The sequence below is a fragment of the Klebsiella sp. P1927 genome, assembly GCF_018204675.1.
In the GTDB taxonomy this organism is placed as follows: Bacteria; Pseudomonadota; Gammaproteobacteria; order Enterobacterales; family Enterobacteriaceae; genus Klebsiella; species Klebsiella pneumoniae.
This window is the reverse complement of sequence record NZ_CP073377.1, coordinates 2,614,986-2,629,640: the sequence shown is the minus strand read 5'-3', so window position 1 is coordinate 2,629,640 and position 14,655 is coordinate 2,614,986. Positions and strand designations below refer to the sequence as shown.

The 14,655-nt window shown below is 58.7% G+C and carries 10 protein-coding genes and 1 pseudogene; 3 read left to right on the top strand and 8 right to left on the bottom strand.

Going from position 1 to position 14,655, the window contains the following annotated elements; translation table 11 throughout:
- The first annotated feature begins 182 nt into the window (after positions 1–182).
- Positions 183–4,028 carry an ATP-dependent RNA helicase HrpA gene (hrpA, locus tag KB892_RS13285; protein WP_002902892.1) on the top strand — a complete coding sequence of 1,282 codons (3,846 nt, stop codon included), beginning with the start codon at positions 183–185 and terminating at the stop codon, positions 4,026–4,028.
- A gap of 60 nt (positions 4,029–4,088) precedes the next feature.
- Here hrpA and KB892_RS13280 read toward each other — a convergent pair whose 3' ends face one another.
- The 6 genes and pseudogenes from KB892_RS13280 to KB892_RS13255 form a co-directional block, all read right to left on the bottom strand.
- Positions 4,089–4,763 (bottom strand): O-methyltransferase, encoded by a 675-nt coding sequence (locus KB892_RS13280; RefSeq protein ID WP_004151576.1) that lies wholly within the window; start codon positions 4,761–4,763, stop codon positions 4,089–4,091.
- Positions 4,764–6,143, bottom strand: a complete 1,380-nt coding sequence (locus tag KB892_RS13275; protein WP_062955028.1) for an efflux transporter outer membrane subunit — start codon at positions 6,141–6,143, stop codon at positions 4,764–4,766.
- A complete protein-coding gene (locus tag KB892_RS13270) occupies positions 6,140–7,225 on the bottom strand; it encodes an HlyD family secretion protein (protein WP_002902965.1) in 1,086 nt (361 codons plus the stop codon). Before KB892_RS13270 ends, KB892_RS13275 begins: the two co-directional genes overlap by 4 nt.
- A gap of 28 nt (positions 7,226–7,253) precedes the next feature.
- Positions 7,254–8,906, bottom strand: a pseudogene (locus KB892_RS13265) (MFS transporter).
- The gene (locus tag KB892_RS13260; RefSeq protein ID WP_002902969.1) at positions 8,906–9,337 is read right to left on the bottom strand and encodes a MarR family winged helix-turn-helix transcriptional regulator; all 432 of its coding nucleotides are present in this window, start codon (positions 9,335–9,337) and stop codon (positions 8,906–8,908) included. The pseudogene KB892_RS13265 and the gene KB892_RS13260 overlap by 1 nt, the downstream one beginning before the upstream one ends.
- Before the next feature lie 107 nt (positions 9,338–9,444).
- Positions 9,445–10,392 carry a LysR family transcriptional regulator gene (locus tag KB892_RS13255; protein WP_002902971.1) on the bottom strand — a complete coding sequence of 316 codons (948 nt, stop codon included), beginning with the start codon at positions 10,390–10,392 and terminating at the stop codon, positions 9,445–9,447.
- 100 nt (positions 10,393–10,492) lie between these two features.
- On the opposite strand from KB892_RS13255, the gene KB892_RS13250 reads away from it, so the two are divergent.
- Complete coding sequence (locus KB892_RS13250; protein ID WP_002902972.1) at positions 10,493–11,491, top strand: aldo/keto reductase; 999 nt, start codon at positions 10,493–10,495, stop codon at positions 11,489–11,491.
- A 155-nt stretch (positions 11,492–11,646) separates the two neighbouring features.
- Here KB892_RS13250 and KB892_RS13245 read toward each other — a convergent pair whose 3' ends face one another.
- Positions 11,647–12,921 (bottom strand): Glu/Leu/Phe/Val family dehydrogenase, encoded by a 1,275-nt coding sequence (locus KB892_RS13245; RefSeq protein WP_004151574.1) that lies wholly within the window; start codon positions 12,919–12,921, stop codon positions 11,647–11,649.
- Positions 12,922–13,133: 212 nt separating this feature from the next.
- Positions 13,134–13,280: a hypothetical protein gene (locus KB892_RS13240; protein ID WP_002902976.1), complete on the bottom strand. Its 147-nt coding sequence runs from the start codon at positions 13,278–13,280 to the stop codon at positions 13,134–13,136.
- A gap of 169 nt (positions 13,281–13,449) precedes the next feature.
- Between KB892_RS13240 and KB892_RS13235 the strand changes: the two genes are divergently transcribed.
- Complete coding sequence (locus tag KB892_RS13235; protein ID WP_004151572.1) at positions 13,450–14,655, top strand: bifunctional succinylornithine transaminase/acetylornithine transaminase; 1,206 nt, start codon at positions 13,450–13,452, stop codon at positions 14,653–14,655.

The following is a 14,655-nucleotide window of genomic DNA, read 5'->3' as shown; positions in this document are numbered from 1 at the left end:
AGATAGCGCAATATATCGAATCCTATGTTCAGATTTTTTGAACAAGGCGCGAATGACACAGATGTGGTACTCTAAGGCAATACTTCAAAAGAGATTTTCCCGGCAGAGCTCTGCCCGATAACGCTATGACAGAACAACAAAAAATCACCTTCCCCCAGCTTTATCAACAGCTCGACGGCCTGATGCTGCGCGACAAAACGCGCTTTGCCCGCCGTCTGCACGGCGTGAAGAAGGTTAAAAATCCTGAATCGCAACAGGCCATTCTGCAGGAGATGGCGCTGGAGATAAGCCAGGCAGCCGGTAAAGTCCTGCTGCGCGAAGCGGCGCGTCCGGCCATCACCTATCCGGAAAACCTGCCGGTTAGCCAGAAAAAACAAGAGATTCTCGAGGCGGTGCGCGACCACCAGGTGGTGATCGTCGCCGGGGAGACCGGTTCGGGTAAAACCACCCAGTTGCCCAAAATCTGCATGGAGCTGGGGCGCGGGCTGAAAGGACTCATCGGCCATACCCAGCCGCGTCGCCTGGCGGCGCGGACCGTCGCCAATCGTATTGCCGAAGAGCTGCAGAGCGAGCCGGGCGGCTGCATCGGCTATAAAGTCCGCTTCAGCGACCACGTCAGCGAAAACACCATGGTTAAGCTGATGACCGACGGTATCCTGCTGGCGGAGATCCAGCAGGATCGTCTGTTGATGCAGTACGACACCATCATTATCGATGAGGCGCACGAGCGCAGCCTGAATATTGACTTTCTGCTCGGCTATCTGAAAGAGCTCCTGCCGCGCCGCCCGGACCTGAAAATCATCATTACCTCGGCGACCATCGACCCGGAACGTTTCTCAAAGCATTTCAATAATGCGCCGATTATCGAAGTCTCCGGGCGGACTTACCCGGTGGAAGTGCGCTATCGGCCGATAGTGGAAGAGGCGGACGATACCGAGCGCGATCAGTTACAGGCGATCTTTGATGCGGTTGACGAACTGGGGCGCGAAGGGCCCGGCGATATTCTGATCTTTATGAGCGGTGAGCGGGAAATTCGCGATACCGCCGATGCGCTGAATAAGCTGGATCTGCGCCATACCGAAGTGCTGCCGCTGTACGCCCGCCTGTCCAACAGCGAGCAGAACCGCGTCTTCCAGCCGCACAGCGGGCGGCGCATCGTGCTGGCGACCAACGTGGCGGAAACCTCGCTGACCGTGCCGGGCATTAAGTACGTTATCGATCCCGGTACTGCGCGTATCAGCCGTTACAGCTACCGCACCAAGGTGCAGCGCCTGCCGATCGAGCCGGTTTCCCAGGCGTCCGCCAACCAGCGTAAGGGCCGCTGCGGCCGCGTTTCGGAAGGGATCTGTATTCGTCTTTATTCAGAAGACGATTTCCTGTCGCGCCCGGAATTTACCGACCCGGAGATTCTGCGCACCAACCTGGCGTCGGTCATCCTGCAGATGACCGCCCTGGGCTTAGGCGATATCGCCGCCTTCCCGTTTGTCGAAGCGCCGGATAAGCGCAATATCCAGGACGGCGTACGCCTGCTGGAAGAGCTGGGTGCCATCACCACCGATGAGCAGGCCACCGCCTATAAGCTGACGCCGATGGGCCGCCAGCTCAGCCAGCTGCCGGTGGACCCGCGTCTGGCGCGGATGGTGCTGGAGGCGCAGAAGCACGGCTGCGTGCGGGAAGCGATGATCATCACCTCCGCGCTGTCGATCCAGGACCCGCGCGAGCGGCCGATGGACAAACAGCAGGCCTCTGACGAAAAACATCGCCGCTTCCACGATAAAGAGTCCGATTTCCTCGCCTTCGTCAATCTGTGGAACTACCTCGGCGAGCAGCAGAAGGCGCTGTCGTCGAATCAGTTCCGCCGCCAGTGCCGGGTCGATTTTCTTAACTATCTGCGCGTGCGCGAGTGGCAGGACATCTACACCCAGCTGCGCCAGGTGGTGAAAGAGCTTGGCCTGCCGATCAACAGTGAGCCGGCGGAATATCGCGAGATCCATACTGCGCTGCTGACCGGTCTGCTGTCGCACATCGGCATGAAGGATGCCGATAAGCAGGAGTTTACCGGCGCGCGCAACGCCCGCTTCTCTATTTTCCCGGGTTCCGGCCTGTTTAAAAAGCCGCCGAAGTGGACGATGGTGGCCGAGCTGGTCGAGACCAGCCGCCTGTGGGGCCGCATCGCCGCGCGCATTGAGCCGGAGTGGGTGGAGCCGGTAGCGCAGCACCTGATCAAGCGCTCATACAGTGAGCCGCACTGGGAGCGGTCGCAGGGCGCGGTAATGGCGACGGAAAAGGTTACCGTTTACGGCCTGCCGATCGTCGCCGCGCGTAAGGTCAACTACAGCCAGATTGATCCGGCGCTGTGTCGTGAGCTATTTATCCGCCACGCGCTGGTAGAGGGCGACTGGCAGACGCGGCACGCCTTCTTCCGCGATAACCTGAAGCTGCGCGCGGAAATCGAAGAGCTGGAGCATAAGTCGCGCCGCCGCGACATCCTGGTGGATGACGAGACGCTGTTCGAGTTCTACGACCAGCGCATCAGCCACGACGTCATCTCCGCCCGCCACTTCGATAGCTGGTGGAAGCGGGCCAGCCGTGAAACGCCAGACTTGCTCAATTTTGAAAAGAGCATGCTGATTAAAGAGGGGGCGGAGCAGGTCAGTAAACTGGACTACCCGAATTTCTGGCATCAGGGCAACCTCAAGCTGCGGCTTAGCTACCAGTTTGAACCTGGCGCCGACGCCGATGGCGTGACGGTGCATATTCCGCTGCCGCTGCTCAACCAGATAGAGGAAGCCGGGTTTGAATGGCAGATCCCTGGCCTGCGTCGCGAGCTGATTATCGCGCTGATAAAATCGCTGCCGAAGCCGGTACGGCGCAATTTCGTCCCGGCTCCCAACTATGCGGAAGCGTTTCTTGGCCGGGCGGCGCCGCTTGAGCTGCCGCTGCTCGATTCGCTGGAGCGCGAGCTGCGTAAGATGACCGGCGTGACCATCGACCGCGAAGCCTGGCAGTGGGATCAGGTGCCCGATCACCTGAAAATCACCTTCCGGGTGGTGGATGATAAAAACAAGAAGCTGCAGGAAGGGCGCTCGCTGCAGGCGTTGAAAGACGCCCTGAAGGGCAAAGTGCAGGAGACGCTGTCGGCGGTCGCTGATGACGGTATTGAGCAGAGCGGGCTGCATATCTGGAGCTTTGGCACCCTGGCGGAAAGTTACGAACAGAAGCGCGGTAACTATAAGGTGAAAGCCTGGCCGGCGCTGGTGGACGAGCGCGACAGCGTGGCCATCAAACTGTTTGATAATCCACAGGAACAGCAGCAGGCCATGTGGCGCGGTCTGCGTCGCCTGCTGCTGCTCAACATCCCGTCGCCGATTAAGTATCTGCACGAGAAACTACCGAATAAAGCCAAGCTTGGGCTCTACTTTAACCCGTACGGCAAAGTGCTGGATCTGATTGACGATTGCATCTCCTGCGGCGTTGATAAGCTTATTGACGAGGCGGGCGGTCCGGTGTGGACGGAAGAGGGCTTTAGTCAGCTGCACGATAAAGTGCGAGCCGAGCTCAACGACACGGTGGTGGAGATCGCTAAACAGGTCGAGCAGATCCTCACCGCGGTGTTCAATATCAACAAACGGCTGAAAGGCCGGGTGGATATGACCATGGCGCTGGGGCTGTCGGATATCAAAGCGCAGATGGCGGGTCTGGTGTATCGCGGCTTTGTCACCGGCAACGGTTTCCGCCGTCTTGGCGATACGCTGCGCTATCTGCAGGCGATTGAAAAGCGTCTGGAGAAGATGGCTATCGATCCGCACCGCGATCGGGCGCAGATGCTTAAGGTGGAGAGCGTGCAGCAGGCGTGGCAGCAGTGGCTGAATAAGCTACCGCCGAACCGCCGTGAGGACGACGATGTCCGGGAGATCCGCTGGATGATCGAGGAGCTGCGGGTCAGCTTCTTCGCCCAGCAGCTGGGCACCCCGTATCCTATCTCGGACAAGCGAGTGTTGCAGGCGATGGAGCAAATTACCCCATAGCCTGGCTGGTTGTCCCCGGTGGCGCTGCGCTTACCGGGGCTACTGGTCAGGCGTCCACGCTTAAGCGTTTACCCACGCCAGAGTAAAGCCGTCCCAGCCTTTAGTGCCCACGGTTTGCAGCGCCGTTGCCGTCAACCGTGGCTCGGCGCCCATCATCTCAATGAACTGACGCACGCCCTGAACGCGCTCGTCGGCGCTCTGTGGGTTGACCACTTCGCCGTCGCGTACCACGTTATCGCCAATAATTAAGGTTCCTGGGCGGGAATAACGTAGCGCCCAGCGCAGATAATGGGGGTTATTCGGCTTATCGGCATCGATGAAGATCAGGTCGAAAGCGGGACATTCGCCAAGCGACTCCAGGGACTGTAGCGCGGGTCCCTCCCGTAGCGTGACCCGCTGGTCAACGCCCGCCAGCTGCAGATTCTCCCGCGCCACCTGGGCATGATGCGCGTCGGCCTCCAGGGTGAGGAGTTGGCCGTCTGCAGGAAGCTCGCGCGCCATCCAGATGGTGCTATAGCCGCCGAGGGTGCCGATCTCCAGTATCCGCTTAGCCTGGGTTAGCCGTACCAGCAGGGCGAGAAACTGACCCTGATTGGCGGCGACATCGTGTGCCGGGAGCCCGGCACGATGGTTGTTTTCCAGTACCCGATCGAGCACAGGATCGCCGGGAATTAAGGCCTTAATCAAATAATTGTCTACTGCCGACCACTGTTGTTGCATATGACGCTTCCCCATTTAGCTCCCTGATGAGTCAGACCAGCCGCCTCCCAGCGCCCGGTACAGATCGATCTGCGCCAGCAGCAGGTTGTTCTTCACCTGCACCACGCTAAGCTGGGTGGAGAACAGCGTTCGCTGGGCATCAAGCACATCCAGATAAGAAGAGTAGCCGTTACGGTAGCGGTTTTGTGCAATACGTAAGGTTTCCTGGGCAACGGTCTCTTGTTCCTGAAGCTCGGTTAACTGTTCGCCATAGCGACTGATGGCGTCCAGGCTGTCATTGACCTCTTTGAACGCGCTGCGCACCGTTTTCTCATAGCTATAGAGCGCCTGGTTGCGCTGGGCCATGGAGACGTCCACCTGGGCATTTAACGCCTGGCGGTTTAGCAGCGGCGCCAGAATACTGCCGCCAAGACTCCACAGCCGCAGCGGGTTGTCCAGCAGATCCGGCAGCGTCCGGTCCTGCAGGCTGCCGGTAGCGGTCAGGTTAATAGAGGGCAGCAGCTGCGCCTGCGACGAGGCCAGCGTGGCGTCGGCGGCCACCAGCTGGCGCTCGGCCTGAGCGATGTCCGGACGGCGGTTGAGCAAGGTGGACGGCAGCTGCGACGGCAGACGCAGCGGGGTAAGCTGGGCGAACTCGCCGCGTTTTACCGCGCCAGGGTTATCGCCGAGCAGCACGCTGAGCGCATTTTCCTGCTGCGCAATCTGGTGCTGTAGCGGCGGGATCTGCGCCCGCGTTGACCGCAGCTCCGAATCCGCCTGCATCAGCTCAAGGCGTAAAGTATACCCGGTTTCAAACTGACGTTTGGCCAGGCGCCACGCGTCTTCCCTTGATGTTAGCGTCTGCTGGGTCACCCGCAGCTGCTCATCCAGCGACAGCAGCGTGACGTAGCCAACGGCCACCGAGCTGGCGACGCTCAAATTGGCGGCGGCGGCGGCGGCTTTCTGCGCCTCAAGGCTGGCCCCGGCGGCGTTGGCCGCGCTGCGGTTCGCTCCCCAGATATCGACATCATAGCTGGCGGTCAGGCCGCCCTTATACAGTGTGCTGTGGATCGGCAGGCCGGTGGCGGCGGACTGCGTCCGGGCGCGGGTGCCGGTGAGGCTGGCGTCCAGTGACGGAAACAGGCTGCTGTCGGCGGCGTAAGCGCGCGCCTGATACTCATTCACCCGCTCGCGGGCGATCAGCACATCGCTGTTATAGCGCAGCGCCTGGTCGACATACTGATTGAGGGTACTGTCATGAAAATTGCGCCACCATACACCCTCCACCGGGCTGGCCGGGCCAACGTCGGCCCGCCAGGCGGCAAGAATGGTCAGGGTCGGCTGCGCGCGTTGCACATCGGCGGATTGACAGCCGACCAGCGCCAGAACGATAGCAAGGGCGACCGGGCGGATCATGGTTGTTTCTCCGCACGGGTATCAATAGTCACCTGCACCGACATCCCCGGCCGCAGGCGTTCGCTGTTGTTTTGCCCGTCGTTGACCGTAATACGCACCGGGATGCGCTGGGCGATCTTGACGAAATTGCCGGTGGCGTTGTCCGGAGAGATGGCGCTGAACTCCACCCCGGTCGCCGGGGAGATACTCTGCACCTTGCCGTGGAAGGTCTCGCCGTTGAGCGCGTCTACGGTGAAGGTGACCGGCTGGCCAACGCGTACTTCGGCCAACTGGGTCTCTTTGAGGTTGGCAATCACCCAGTGCTGCGGCGGAACCAGCGAGGTCAGATGGGTTCCGGCGCTGACATAGGCGCCAAGACGCACCGAGATCTGCCCCAGCTGGCCGCCGGTGGGGGCGATAATCTGGGTATTCTGCAGGTCGATCTGCGCCAGCTCAAGCGCCGCTTTGGCGCTGGCCACGTCGGCCTCCAGCGAATCGCGATTGACGATGGTCGATTCACGGTCCTGGCGCGACATCTCCAGCGCCGCTTTCGCCTGCTCAATATCCGCCGCCCCTTGCGCCGCGCTGGCCCGCGCCGAATCACGTTCGCGGATCGACAGCGAACCGTCGGCGGTTAACTGCTGGATGCGTTTTAAATCGGCCTGGATTTTCAGATTCTGCGCGCGGGCGTTTTGCAGCGCGGCTTCATTCTTGGCGATCGTCGCCTCGGCGCTTTTGCGCTGTTGCAGGTTATTGCGCAGCGCGGCCTCTTTCATCGCCAGGGTAGCCTGGGCCTGATGCACCCGCTGTTTATAGATGCGATCGTCTATCTGGAACAGCACCTCGCCCGGCTGGACAATCGCGAAATCTTTGACGTTGACGGCGGTGATATAGCCGTTGACCTGCGGGCTAATAAAGGTGGTCTGCCCGCGCACATAGGCGTTGTCGGTAAACTGGCTATGGCGAGTGAACGGCGGCAGTTGCCAGGCGTAGAGGATCACCAGCACGCCGACGAGGCCTATCGCCGCGGCGGTAAAAATGGAAACCACGCGAATATTATTCCGGGTGTTGGCCTGTTGTTTGGCCGCATCCTGCTGACTCATAACGACTCCAGAGATGAAATGATGATAATTATTTGCTGCCGGTAGCGCGTTGCAACGCGATACGGGCAGTCAGTCGTAAGCGAATTAAGCGCCAGAAAACCCACACTAGTGTCCCGGCGGAGATCGCCGCCGTCAGCAGATAGGTATCATTCCAGGCGAGAATATTGGCCTGCAGCGTCGCGGCGTTTTGCAGCAGGGTGGTGGCCTGAACGTTGAGCAGCGTACTGTCGCCAATCTGGCTCTGATACATCTGGCTGTACTGCTGCAGCCGCTCGACGATCAGCGGGTTCAGGGTGGTTATCTGGTCCGCCAGCTGGCTGGAGTGGAATTTCTCACGCCAGGTCTGGAAGGTGCCGAGGATCGCCGAGCCGAGCAGCCCGCCAATGTTCTGGCTCATGCCGAACAGCACCGAGAAGCTGACCAGGTTGCGCGGGTCGGCAAACACGCCGCCAATCCCGGCGAGCATCGCCGGGGCCAGAAAGAAGGCGCTGCCGAAGCCGAGTAAAAACTGGCTGAACATTAATTGTTCCGGACGGGTGAGGGCGTTGGACTGGCTGTCGAGCAGCGAGGCTATCATGATCAGCGCCAGCGCGGTGGCGGTCGGCCAGTAGAGCTTCTGCGGGTTGAGCGTCAGACAGCTGGCAATGATCCCGCACAGAATACCGGCGAAAATCGACCACGCGAGGTTAGTCATCTGTTCGTTTTGCAGGCCAACGTACTGCAGCCAGCCGATGACCCCGGTGTTCTGCTCCGCCAGCACGATGCGGATCAACAGCATAATCAGGCCCAGACGCACGATGCTGCCGCTGGAGAGCCATTTGGTATTGAGCAGGGGGTTGCTGCGGTTATGCTCGAAGGTAATCGCAGCGACGATCAGTATTACCGCCGCCGCCAGCGCCCAGCCGATCCACGGCGCTTCAAACCACCACTCGAGCCGCCCCAGCGACAGCACGGCGCACACCAGCGCCATGCCGGGCGCCAGCAGAAAGAAGGTAATGAAATCCTTTTTTTCGAACACTTTTTTACGATCGCTTGGCGGCAGTTTTAGCGCGATGACGCAGGCCAGCGACACCAGCGCCAGGCCCAGCTCAAAGAAGTAGAGACCGCGCCATTCATCGGTCTGCAGCAGTTCGGTGGAAAAGAGGCGCGCCAGGGGAATGGCTAGCGACGAGCCGGTGATGCCGATAGTCAGCCCTTTCAGGCGATGCCGAGCAGGCCAGGCCTGTACCTGGTAGTAGATCCCCAGCGAGCTGAGCGCCGCGGCCACCATGCCATGGGCGGCGCGAACCATCATCGCTGAGCTGAGATCGTTGACGAAGAGGTGGAAAAAGGTGACCAGCACATAGAGCACCAGAAAGCCTTCGGTGAAAGCGCGCAGGCCAAACTGCTGGCGGAATTTCACCAGCAGCAGGTTGATGGAGACGTTGGTCATCACGTATACCGCCGGCAGCCAGGCGATTTCTGTCGACCAGGCGGCGAAGGTACCCTGCAGCAGCTGCAGGTTGGCGGTGACCACTGCGTTGCCCAGCGCGCCGGTGAGACATACCAGCAGACCGACCACGCCGTAGGCAAGGCGTTTCGCCGGACTGTGCAGCGGCGTCGACGGCGAACCGAGCAGAGCCGGTTTTTCATGCGGCGCCCAGTCATGCGGGGCGTAGGGGTTATCCTGGCGACGGGGCATTATTTCTTCTCCACTTCGCGCAACAGCTTTTCCAGCACCCGCTGGGTTTGCTCCTGCTCCTGTGGGGTAATCGCCGTCAGGATCTCTTCGCGCAGATCGTCAGCCACCGTTTTGACCTGTTCATAGAGGGCCTTCCCTTTGTCGGTGACCACCAGCAGTCGCTTACGTTTGTCGCTGGCGGTGGTGATGCGCTCCACCAGTCCGAGGGCGACCAGACGATGGATCAACGGCACAATGGTCGGGCTCTCCACCCCCAGCTCCTGCGCCAGTTCGCTTTGCGACAGCGGCTGCTGGTGGCGGGCGATGGACGCTACCGCCACCCAGCTGGCCTGGCTGAGACCGAGATTTTTCAGCCGACGATTGACCGCCAGCCGCCAGTGGTGCGCGGTGAGGTATAAAAGATGGGAGAAGGTAAGCTGTCGATTGTCCATAGGTCGTCTGTCAATATCGTTAGAGCTCTAACGATTTTATGCCGGATAACCGCCGGAGTTCAAGATGAAAGATAGAAATTGGTTAACGGTATGTACGTTAATTGTAGTTAACCTTCCGGCCGCGATCCGTGTCGTGCGGTCTGCTGACCGAGGATATTTTTATTCTGCGCCATCACCCAGGCGATAAAGGCCCGCAGGGGGGCGGGAATATGTTTCCGGCTTGGGTAGTAGACGCAGAAATGGTCGGCAGGATAGCGGTAGTCGGGTAACAAATGGACCAGGCTGCCCGCGCTCAGCTGCTGCGTCACCAGCGACTGATAGACAAAGGCGATGCCTAATCCGCTCTCCGCGGCCTGGATCATTGCGCTATCGGCATCGACGACCAGATCGCCTTTAACCGCGACCTCGCTAAGCTCGCCGCTGGGGCCAATAAACTCCCAGCGGTACTTCTCACCACCAGGAAAACAGCGGTTAATGCAGCGGAAATTAACTAATGACTGCGGGGTGTCGGGCTCTCCGGCTTCGCGTATATAGTCCGGGCTGGCCACCGGGATCAGCGATAGTTTCTCGCCAAAGGGGATGGCAATCATCTCTTTGGGCACATCCTGCGAATAGCGAATGCCGGCGTCAAAACCGGACTCGATAATATTGACTTTTCGATCGGTGGCATACAGTTCGAGCGTCACATTGGGACAGGCGTTTTTAAAGGCGATAAAATAGTCTTGAAAAAACAGGTCAATAACAATGCGCGGTAAATTAACTTTCACCACGCCTTCCGGAGTCAGACGGTGATAATTCAGACTGTCCACCACCCGGCGATAATCATTGACCACCGGCGTTATATTATTAAGAAATTCCTCACCCACTGCGGTTAATGACAAACTGCGTGTTGAGCGATTTAGCAGGCGCACGCCTAACTTTTCTTCCAGATGATTAATAGCGACGGTAAGGGCCGGTGGGGAAAGGTTTAACGCTTTAGCGGCCTGACGAAAACTGCCATGTTTCACTATGAGTATTAATATTTCTATTTGTTGCAGATCGGGCAAGGTTTTCATTGTTAATTTCCAGCTAACACCGCGTTCGGAATAGATTAATTGTTATCAATATGAAAGGGAAGTATATATTTAATGCCATTCAGCAATTAAGGAAAATAAGATGAAAACACGTTATCTTGGAAAAGAGAAGTTTCAGGTTTCCGCATTAGGTCTCGGATGTATGGGTATGAGTTTTGCCTATGGCGGCGCTGAAACGTCGCAGGCGATAAATACGATCCATGCCGCCATGGACATGGGCGTGACCTTCCTGGATACCGCCGAAGTATATGGTCCTTTCGATAATGAAGTTCTGGTCGGAAAAGCGATTAAAGGTTTTCGCGATAAGGTGCAGATTGCCACCAAATTTGGATTTCGTATTTTGCCGACCGGCCAGGGTCTGGAGCGGATGGCCGGCGTTGACAGCCGTCCGGCACATATTCGCGAATCAGTGGAAGGGTCGCTGAAGCGACTGAATGTCGAGACCATCGATCTGCTCTATCAGCACCGCGTCGATCCCGCGGTACCGGTGGAAGAGGTGGTGGGCACTATGGCCGATCTGGTTAAAGAGGGTAAAATTCGCCATATCGGTCTGTCGGAAGTATCTGCTCAGACGCTGCGCCGGGCCTGCAAGGTACATCCGATCGCTGCCGTGCAGACGGAATATTCGCTATGGAGCCGCGAGCCGGAGGCCGGTATTCTCCACACCTGCCGCGAGCTGGGGGTCGGCTTTGTGCCATACAGCCCGCTTGGCCGCGGCTTCCTGACGGGGACAATTACCGACCCCGGCGTTTTGGCAGCGGATGATTTCCGCCGCCATCTGCCGCGCTTCCAGGCCGAAACCATGCGCAAAAACCAGCTGCTGCTTGAGCGCCTGCAGCAGGTGGCCACCCGCTATGACGCGACCCTTGCGCAGATTGCCCTTGCCTGGGTGATGAGCAAAGGCGAGGATATCGTGCCTATCCCGGGGGCGAGGAAAATTGCTCACCTGCGCGACAATGCCGGCGCCGCGAATATTACCCTCGCGGCGGAGGACATCCTCACCATCGAACATATTTTCACTGCCGACAACGTCACTGGCTTACGCTATACCCAGGGCGACTTTGATTTAATCGAAAAATAATCCCCTACGGGCAGCGGATGGTTATTACTTGCGTGACGTTGTCACATTTGCCGAACAACTCCTCGTCAGATAGCGCACATCCTCGGCGGTTAACGGCGCGGCAAAGAAAAAAAGGGGCGGCGCAAGGCCACCCCTGATGCGGTTGCTGATGGGGATCAGCCCGGGTAGATGCCGCGGTCTTTACGCGCCATCAGGATGCGCTCGCAGGCCACGATATAGGCGGCGGTGCGCAGCGTACACTCTTTCTCGGCGGCTTTATCCCAGACGTGCACGATAGCGTCGGTCATAATGCGGTCCATCTTGGCGTTGATCTCCTCTTCGCTCCAGAAGAAGCTGGCCATGTCCTGTACCCACTCAAAGTAGCTGACGGTCACCCCGCCGGCGTTGCAGATAACGTCCGGCACCACGATCACGCCGCGCTCGGCCAGCACGTCGTCCGCTTCCGGATAGGTTGGGCCGTTGGCCCCTTCCAGCACCAGTTTGCAGGTCAGCTTCTCCGCGCGCTCGCGGGTGATTTGCCCTTCCAGCGCCGCCGGGATCAGGATGTCCATCGGGGTGGTCCAGAAGGCGTCTTTATCGATCTCCTGGGCGCCCGGGAAACCGGCAATCTGCTTTTTCTCCGCCTGCCAGGCGGTGAGGGCGGCCATATCGATTCCGCCTTCGTTATACAGGGTCGCGGTATGATCCTGAATAACCACGATACGAGCGCCGACGCCAGCGAACAGGCGGGCCGCTTCGCTACCGACGTTACCAAAGCCCTGCAGCGCCACTTTGGCGCCTTCAATTTCGATACCGGCGCGACGGGCAACTTCCCGGCCGGTGACAAACACGCCGCGTCCGGTGGCTTTTTCACGACCGAGGGAGCCGCCGAGGTGGATCGGTTTGCCGGTGACCACGCCGGTGATGGTGGTGCCATGGTTCATGGAGTAAGTGTCCATCATCCATGCCATCACTTTGCCATTGGTGCCGACGTCCGGCGCCGGAATATCTTTCTGCGGCCCGATAATAATGCCGATTTCGCTGGTGTAACGGCGGGTCAGACGCTCCAGTTCACCTTCCGACAAGGAGAAGGGGTCGACGCGGATGCCGCCTTTGGCCCCGCCGTAAGGAATATTGACCGCGGCGCACTTAATGGTCATCCAGGCAGAAAGTGCCATGACTTCGTTAAGATCGACATCCGGATGGTAGCGAACACCACCTTTACCCGGTCCGCGCGACAGATTGTGCTGAACGCGATAGCCCTCGAAGTGGCGGATGGTGCCGTCGTCCATTTGCACAGGAATGTCGACGATCAGCGCGCGCTTCGGATGGCGCAGGGTTTCCACCCAGTAGGCAAGATCGCCGAGATAAGGCGCGACGCGGTCGATCTGGCGCAGGTAGGTGGTCCATGGAGATGTACTACTTTCAGATGCGTAAGATAACTTTTCCATAAGAGTCCTGTTTCTCAGTGTTATTTATGTCGTGTAAAACCGTGGAATAGCTACAGCAGTAAACTCTGTGCAATGAATGGTATCACCAATTTTATAAAGCGGTATTTGACGGCAATTCCGATTTTTAAATTTTTGTTAGATTTTTTATTTTTTAAGTGAATAACTACGCACGTCAACCACCCGCAAGCTGTGCATTTTAATTCACTTTTTATTCACTTAAGTGCATAAGAAAATATTTTTTCTATGTTTTTCATTATCTTGATGATCTTAAAAAAGTGAATAAATTGCTTTTGCCCGTATTGACAATCTTGTTGTTCACAGGCCAGCATTAGCCCACACAACAACATGGCATTAACCATGAATTAACAATTACCCGTAAAAAAAATAGGGCTTTATTTTTCTGTGGTGAATATTTTTACCATCGCAGCGGGCGCGCTCGTGCCCAAAATAAGCCGAGGGGCAGGGTTAATGTCGATTGTCCAACGCGACGGGAGCGTTTTCCGTCGTCTTACGTTCCGGAGATAAATTATGTCAGGCAGTATGACTCGCGAAGATTTTGACGCTTACCTGGTTCCCTGTTTTGCCCCCGCGCCGTTTATTCCGGTCAGAGCGGCGGGCTCCCGCGTCTGGGACCAGCAGGGGAAAGAGTATATCGATATGGCGGGCGGCATCGCAGTGAACGCCCTGGGCCATGCTCACCCGGCGCTGGCTCAGGCCCTGCAGGATCAACTGGCGAAACTGTGGCATATCGGCAATGGCTATACCAACGAGCCGGTGCTGCAGCTGGCAAAAACCCTCGTGCAGTCGACCTTTGCCGACAAGGTGTTTTTCTGCAACTCCGGCGCCGAAGCCAACGAGGCGGCCCTTAAGCTGGCGCGGAAATATGCCCACGATAAGTTTGGCGGTGAAAAAAGCGAAATCATCGCCTTCAACCACGCCTTCCACGGCCGCACGCTGTTCACCGTCTCCGTTGGCGGCCAGCCGAAATATTCCAGCGATTATGCTCCGCTGCCGCAGGGCATTACCCATCTGCCCTATAACGATATCGAGGCGGTCACCGCGGCGATCTCCTCGCGCACCTGCGCGGTGATCGTCGAGCCGATTATCGGCGAAGGCGGGGTGATCCCGGCGGACCCGGCGTTCCTGCAGGCGCTGCGTACCCTCTGCAATCGCCATCATGCCACCCTGATATTCGATGAGGTGCAGACCGGCGCCGGGCGTACCGGCCATCTCTACGCCTACCAGCATTACAACGTCGTCCCGGACATTCTCACCAGCGCCAAAGGGCTGGGGGGCGGCTTCCCGATCGGCGCGATGCTGGCGAAAGAGGCCTGGGCGCAGGTCTTCCAGCCAGGCACCCATGGCACCACCTTCGGCGGCAACCCGCTGGCGGCAACCGTCGCTAACGCCGTGCTGGCCCATCTCGATGCGCCGCTGCTGGCGGGCGTTGGCGAGCGCCATGCGCTGATCGTTGACCAGTTGAATGCGATCTCTGCCCGTTACGATGCGTTCAGCGCCGTGCGCGGCACCGGTCTGCTGATCGGCGCTGAGCTGGCGGGGCCGCTGCGCGGCAAGGCCAAAACGTTGACCAACCTGGCGGCGGAAGAGGGGCTGATCGCCCTGATTGCCGGCCCGGACGTGCTGCGCTTCGCGCCGGCGCTCAATATCCCGCTGGCGGATATTGCGGAAGCCTTCGTGCGCCTTGATCGCGCCGTTGCCCGCTTAACCCGCTAA

Excerpts from the sequence above, each read along its gene's own strand:
- hrpA (WP_002902892.1), top strand. The coding sequence starts at position 183 with ATGCTGCGCGACAAAACGCGCTTTGCCCGCCGTCTGCACGGCGTGAAG.
- KB892_RS13275 (WP_062955028.1), bottom strand. The coding sequence starts at position 6,143 with ATGATCCGCCCGGTCGCCCTTGCTATCGTTCTGGCGCTGGTCGGCTGT.
- KB892_RS13245 (WP_004151574.1), bottom strand. The coding sequence starts at position 12,921 with ATGGAAAAGTTATCTTACGCATCTGAAAGTAGTACATCTCCATGGACC.
- KB892_RS13270 (WP_002902965.1), bottom strand. The coding sequence starts at position 7,225 with ATGAGTCAGCAGGATGCGGCCAAACAACAGGCCAACACCCGGAATAAT.
- KB892_RS13250 (WP_002902972.1), top strand. The coding sequence starts at position 10,493 with ATGAAAACACGTTATCTTGGAAAAGAGAAGTTTCAGGTTTCCGCATTA.
- KB892_RS13260 (WP_002902969.1), bottom strand. The coding sequence starts at position 9,337 with ATGGACAATCGACAGCTTACCTTCTCCCATCTTTTATACCTCACCGCG.
- KB892_RS13235 (WP_004151572.1), top strand. The coding sequence starts at position 13,450 with ATGTCAGGCAGTATGACTCGCGAAGATTTTGACGCTTACCTGGTTCCC.
- KB892_RS13280 (WP_004151576.1), bottom strand. The coding sequence starts at position 4,763 with ATGGGGAAGCGTCATATGCAACAACAGTGGTCGGCAGTAGACAATTAT.
- KB892_RS13255 (WP_002902971.1), bottom strand. The coding sequence starts at position 10,392 with ATGAAAACCTTGCCCGATCTGCAACAAATAGAAATATTAATACTCATA.
- KB892_RS13240 (WP_002902976.1), bottom strand. The coding sequence starts at position 13,280 with ATGGTTAATGCCATGTTGTTGTGTGGGCTAATGCTGGCCTGTGAACAA.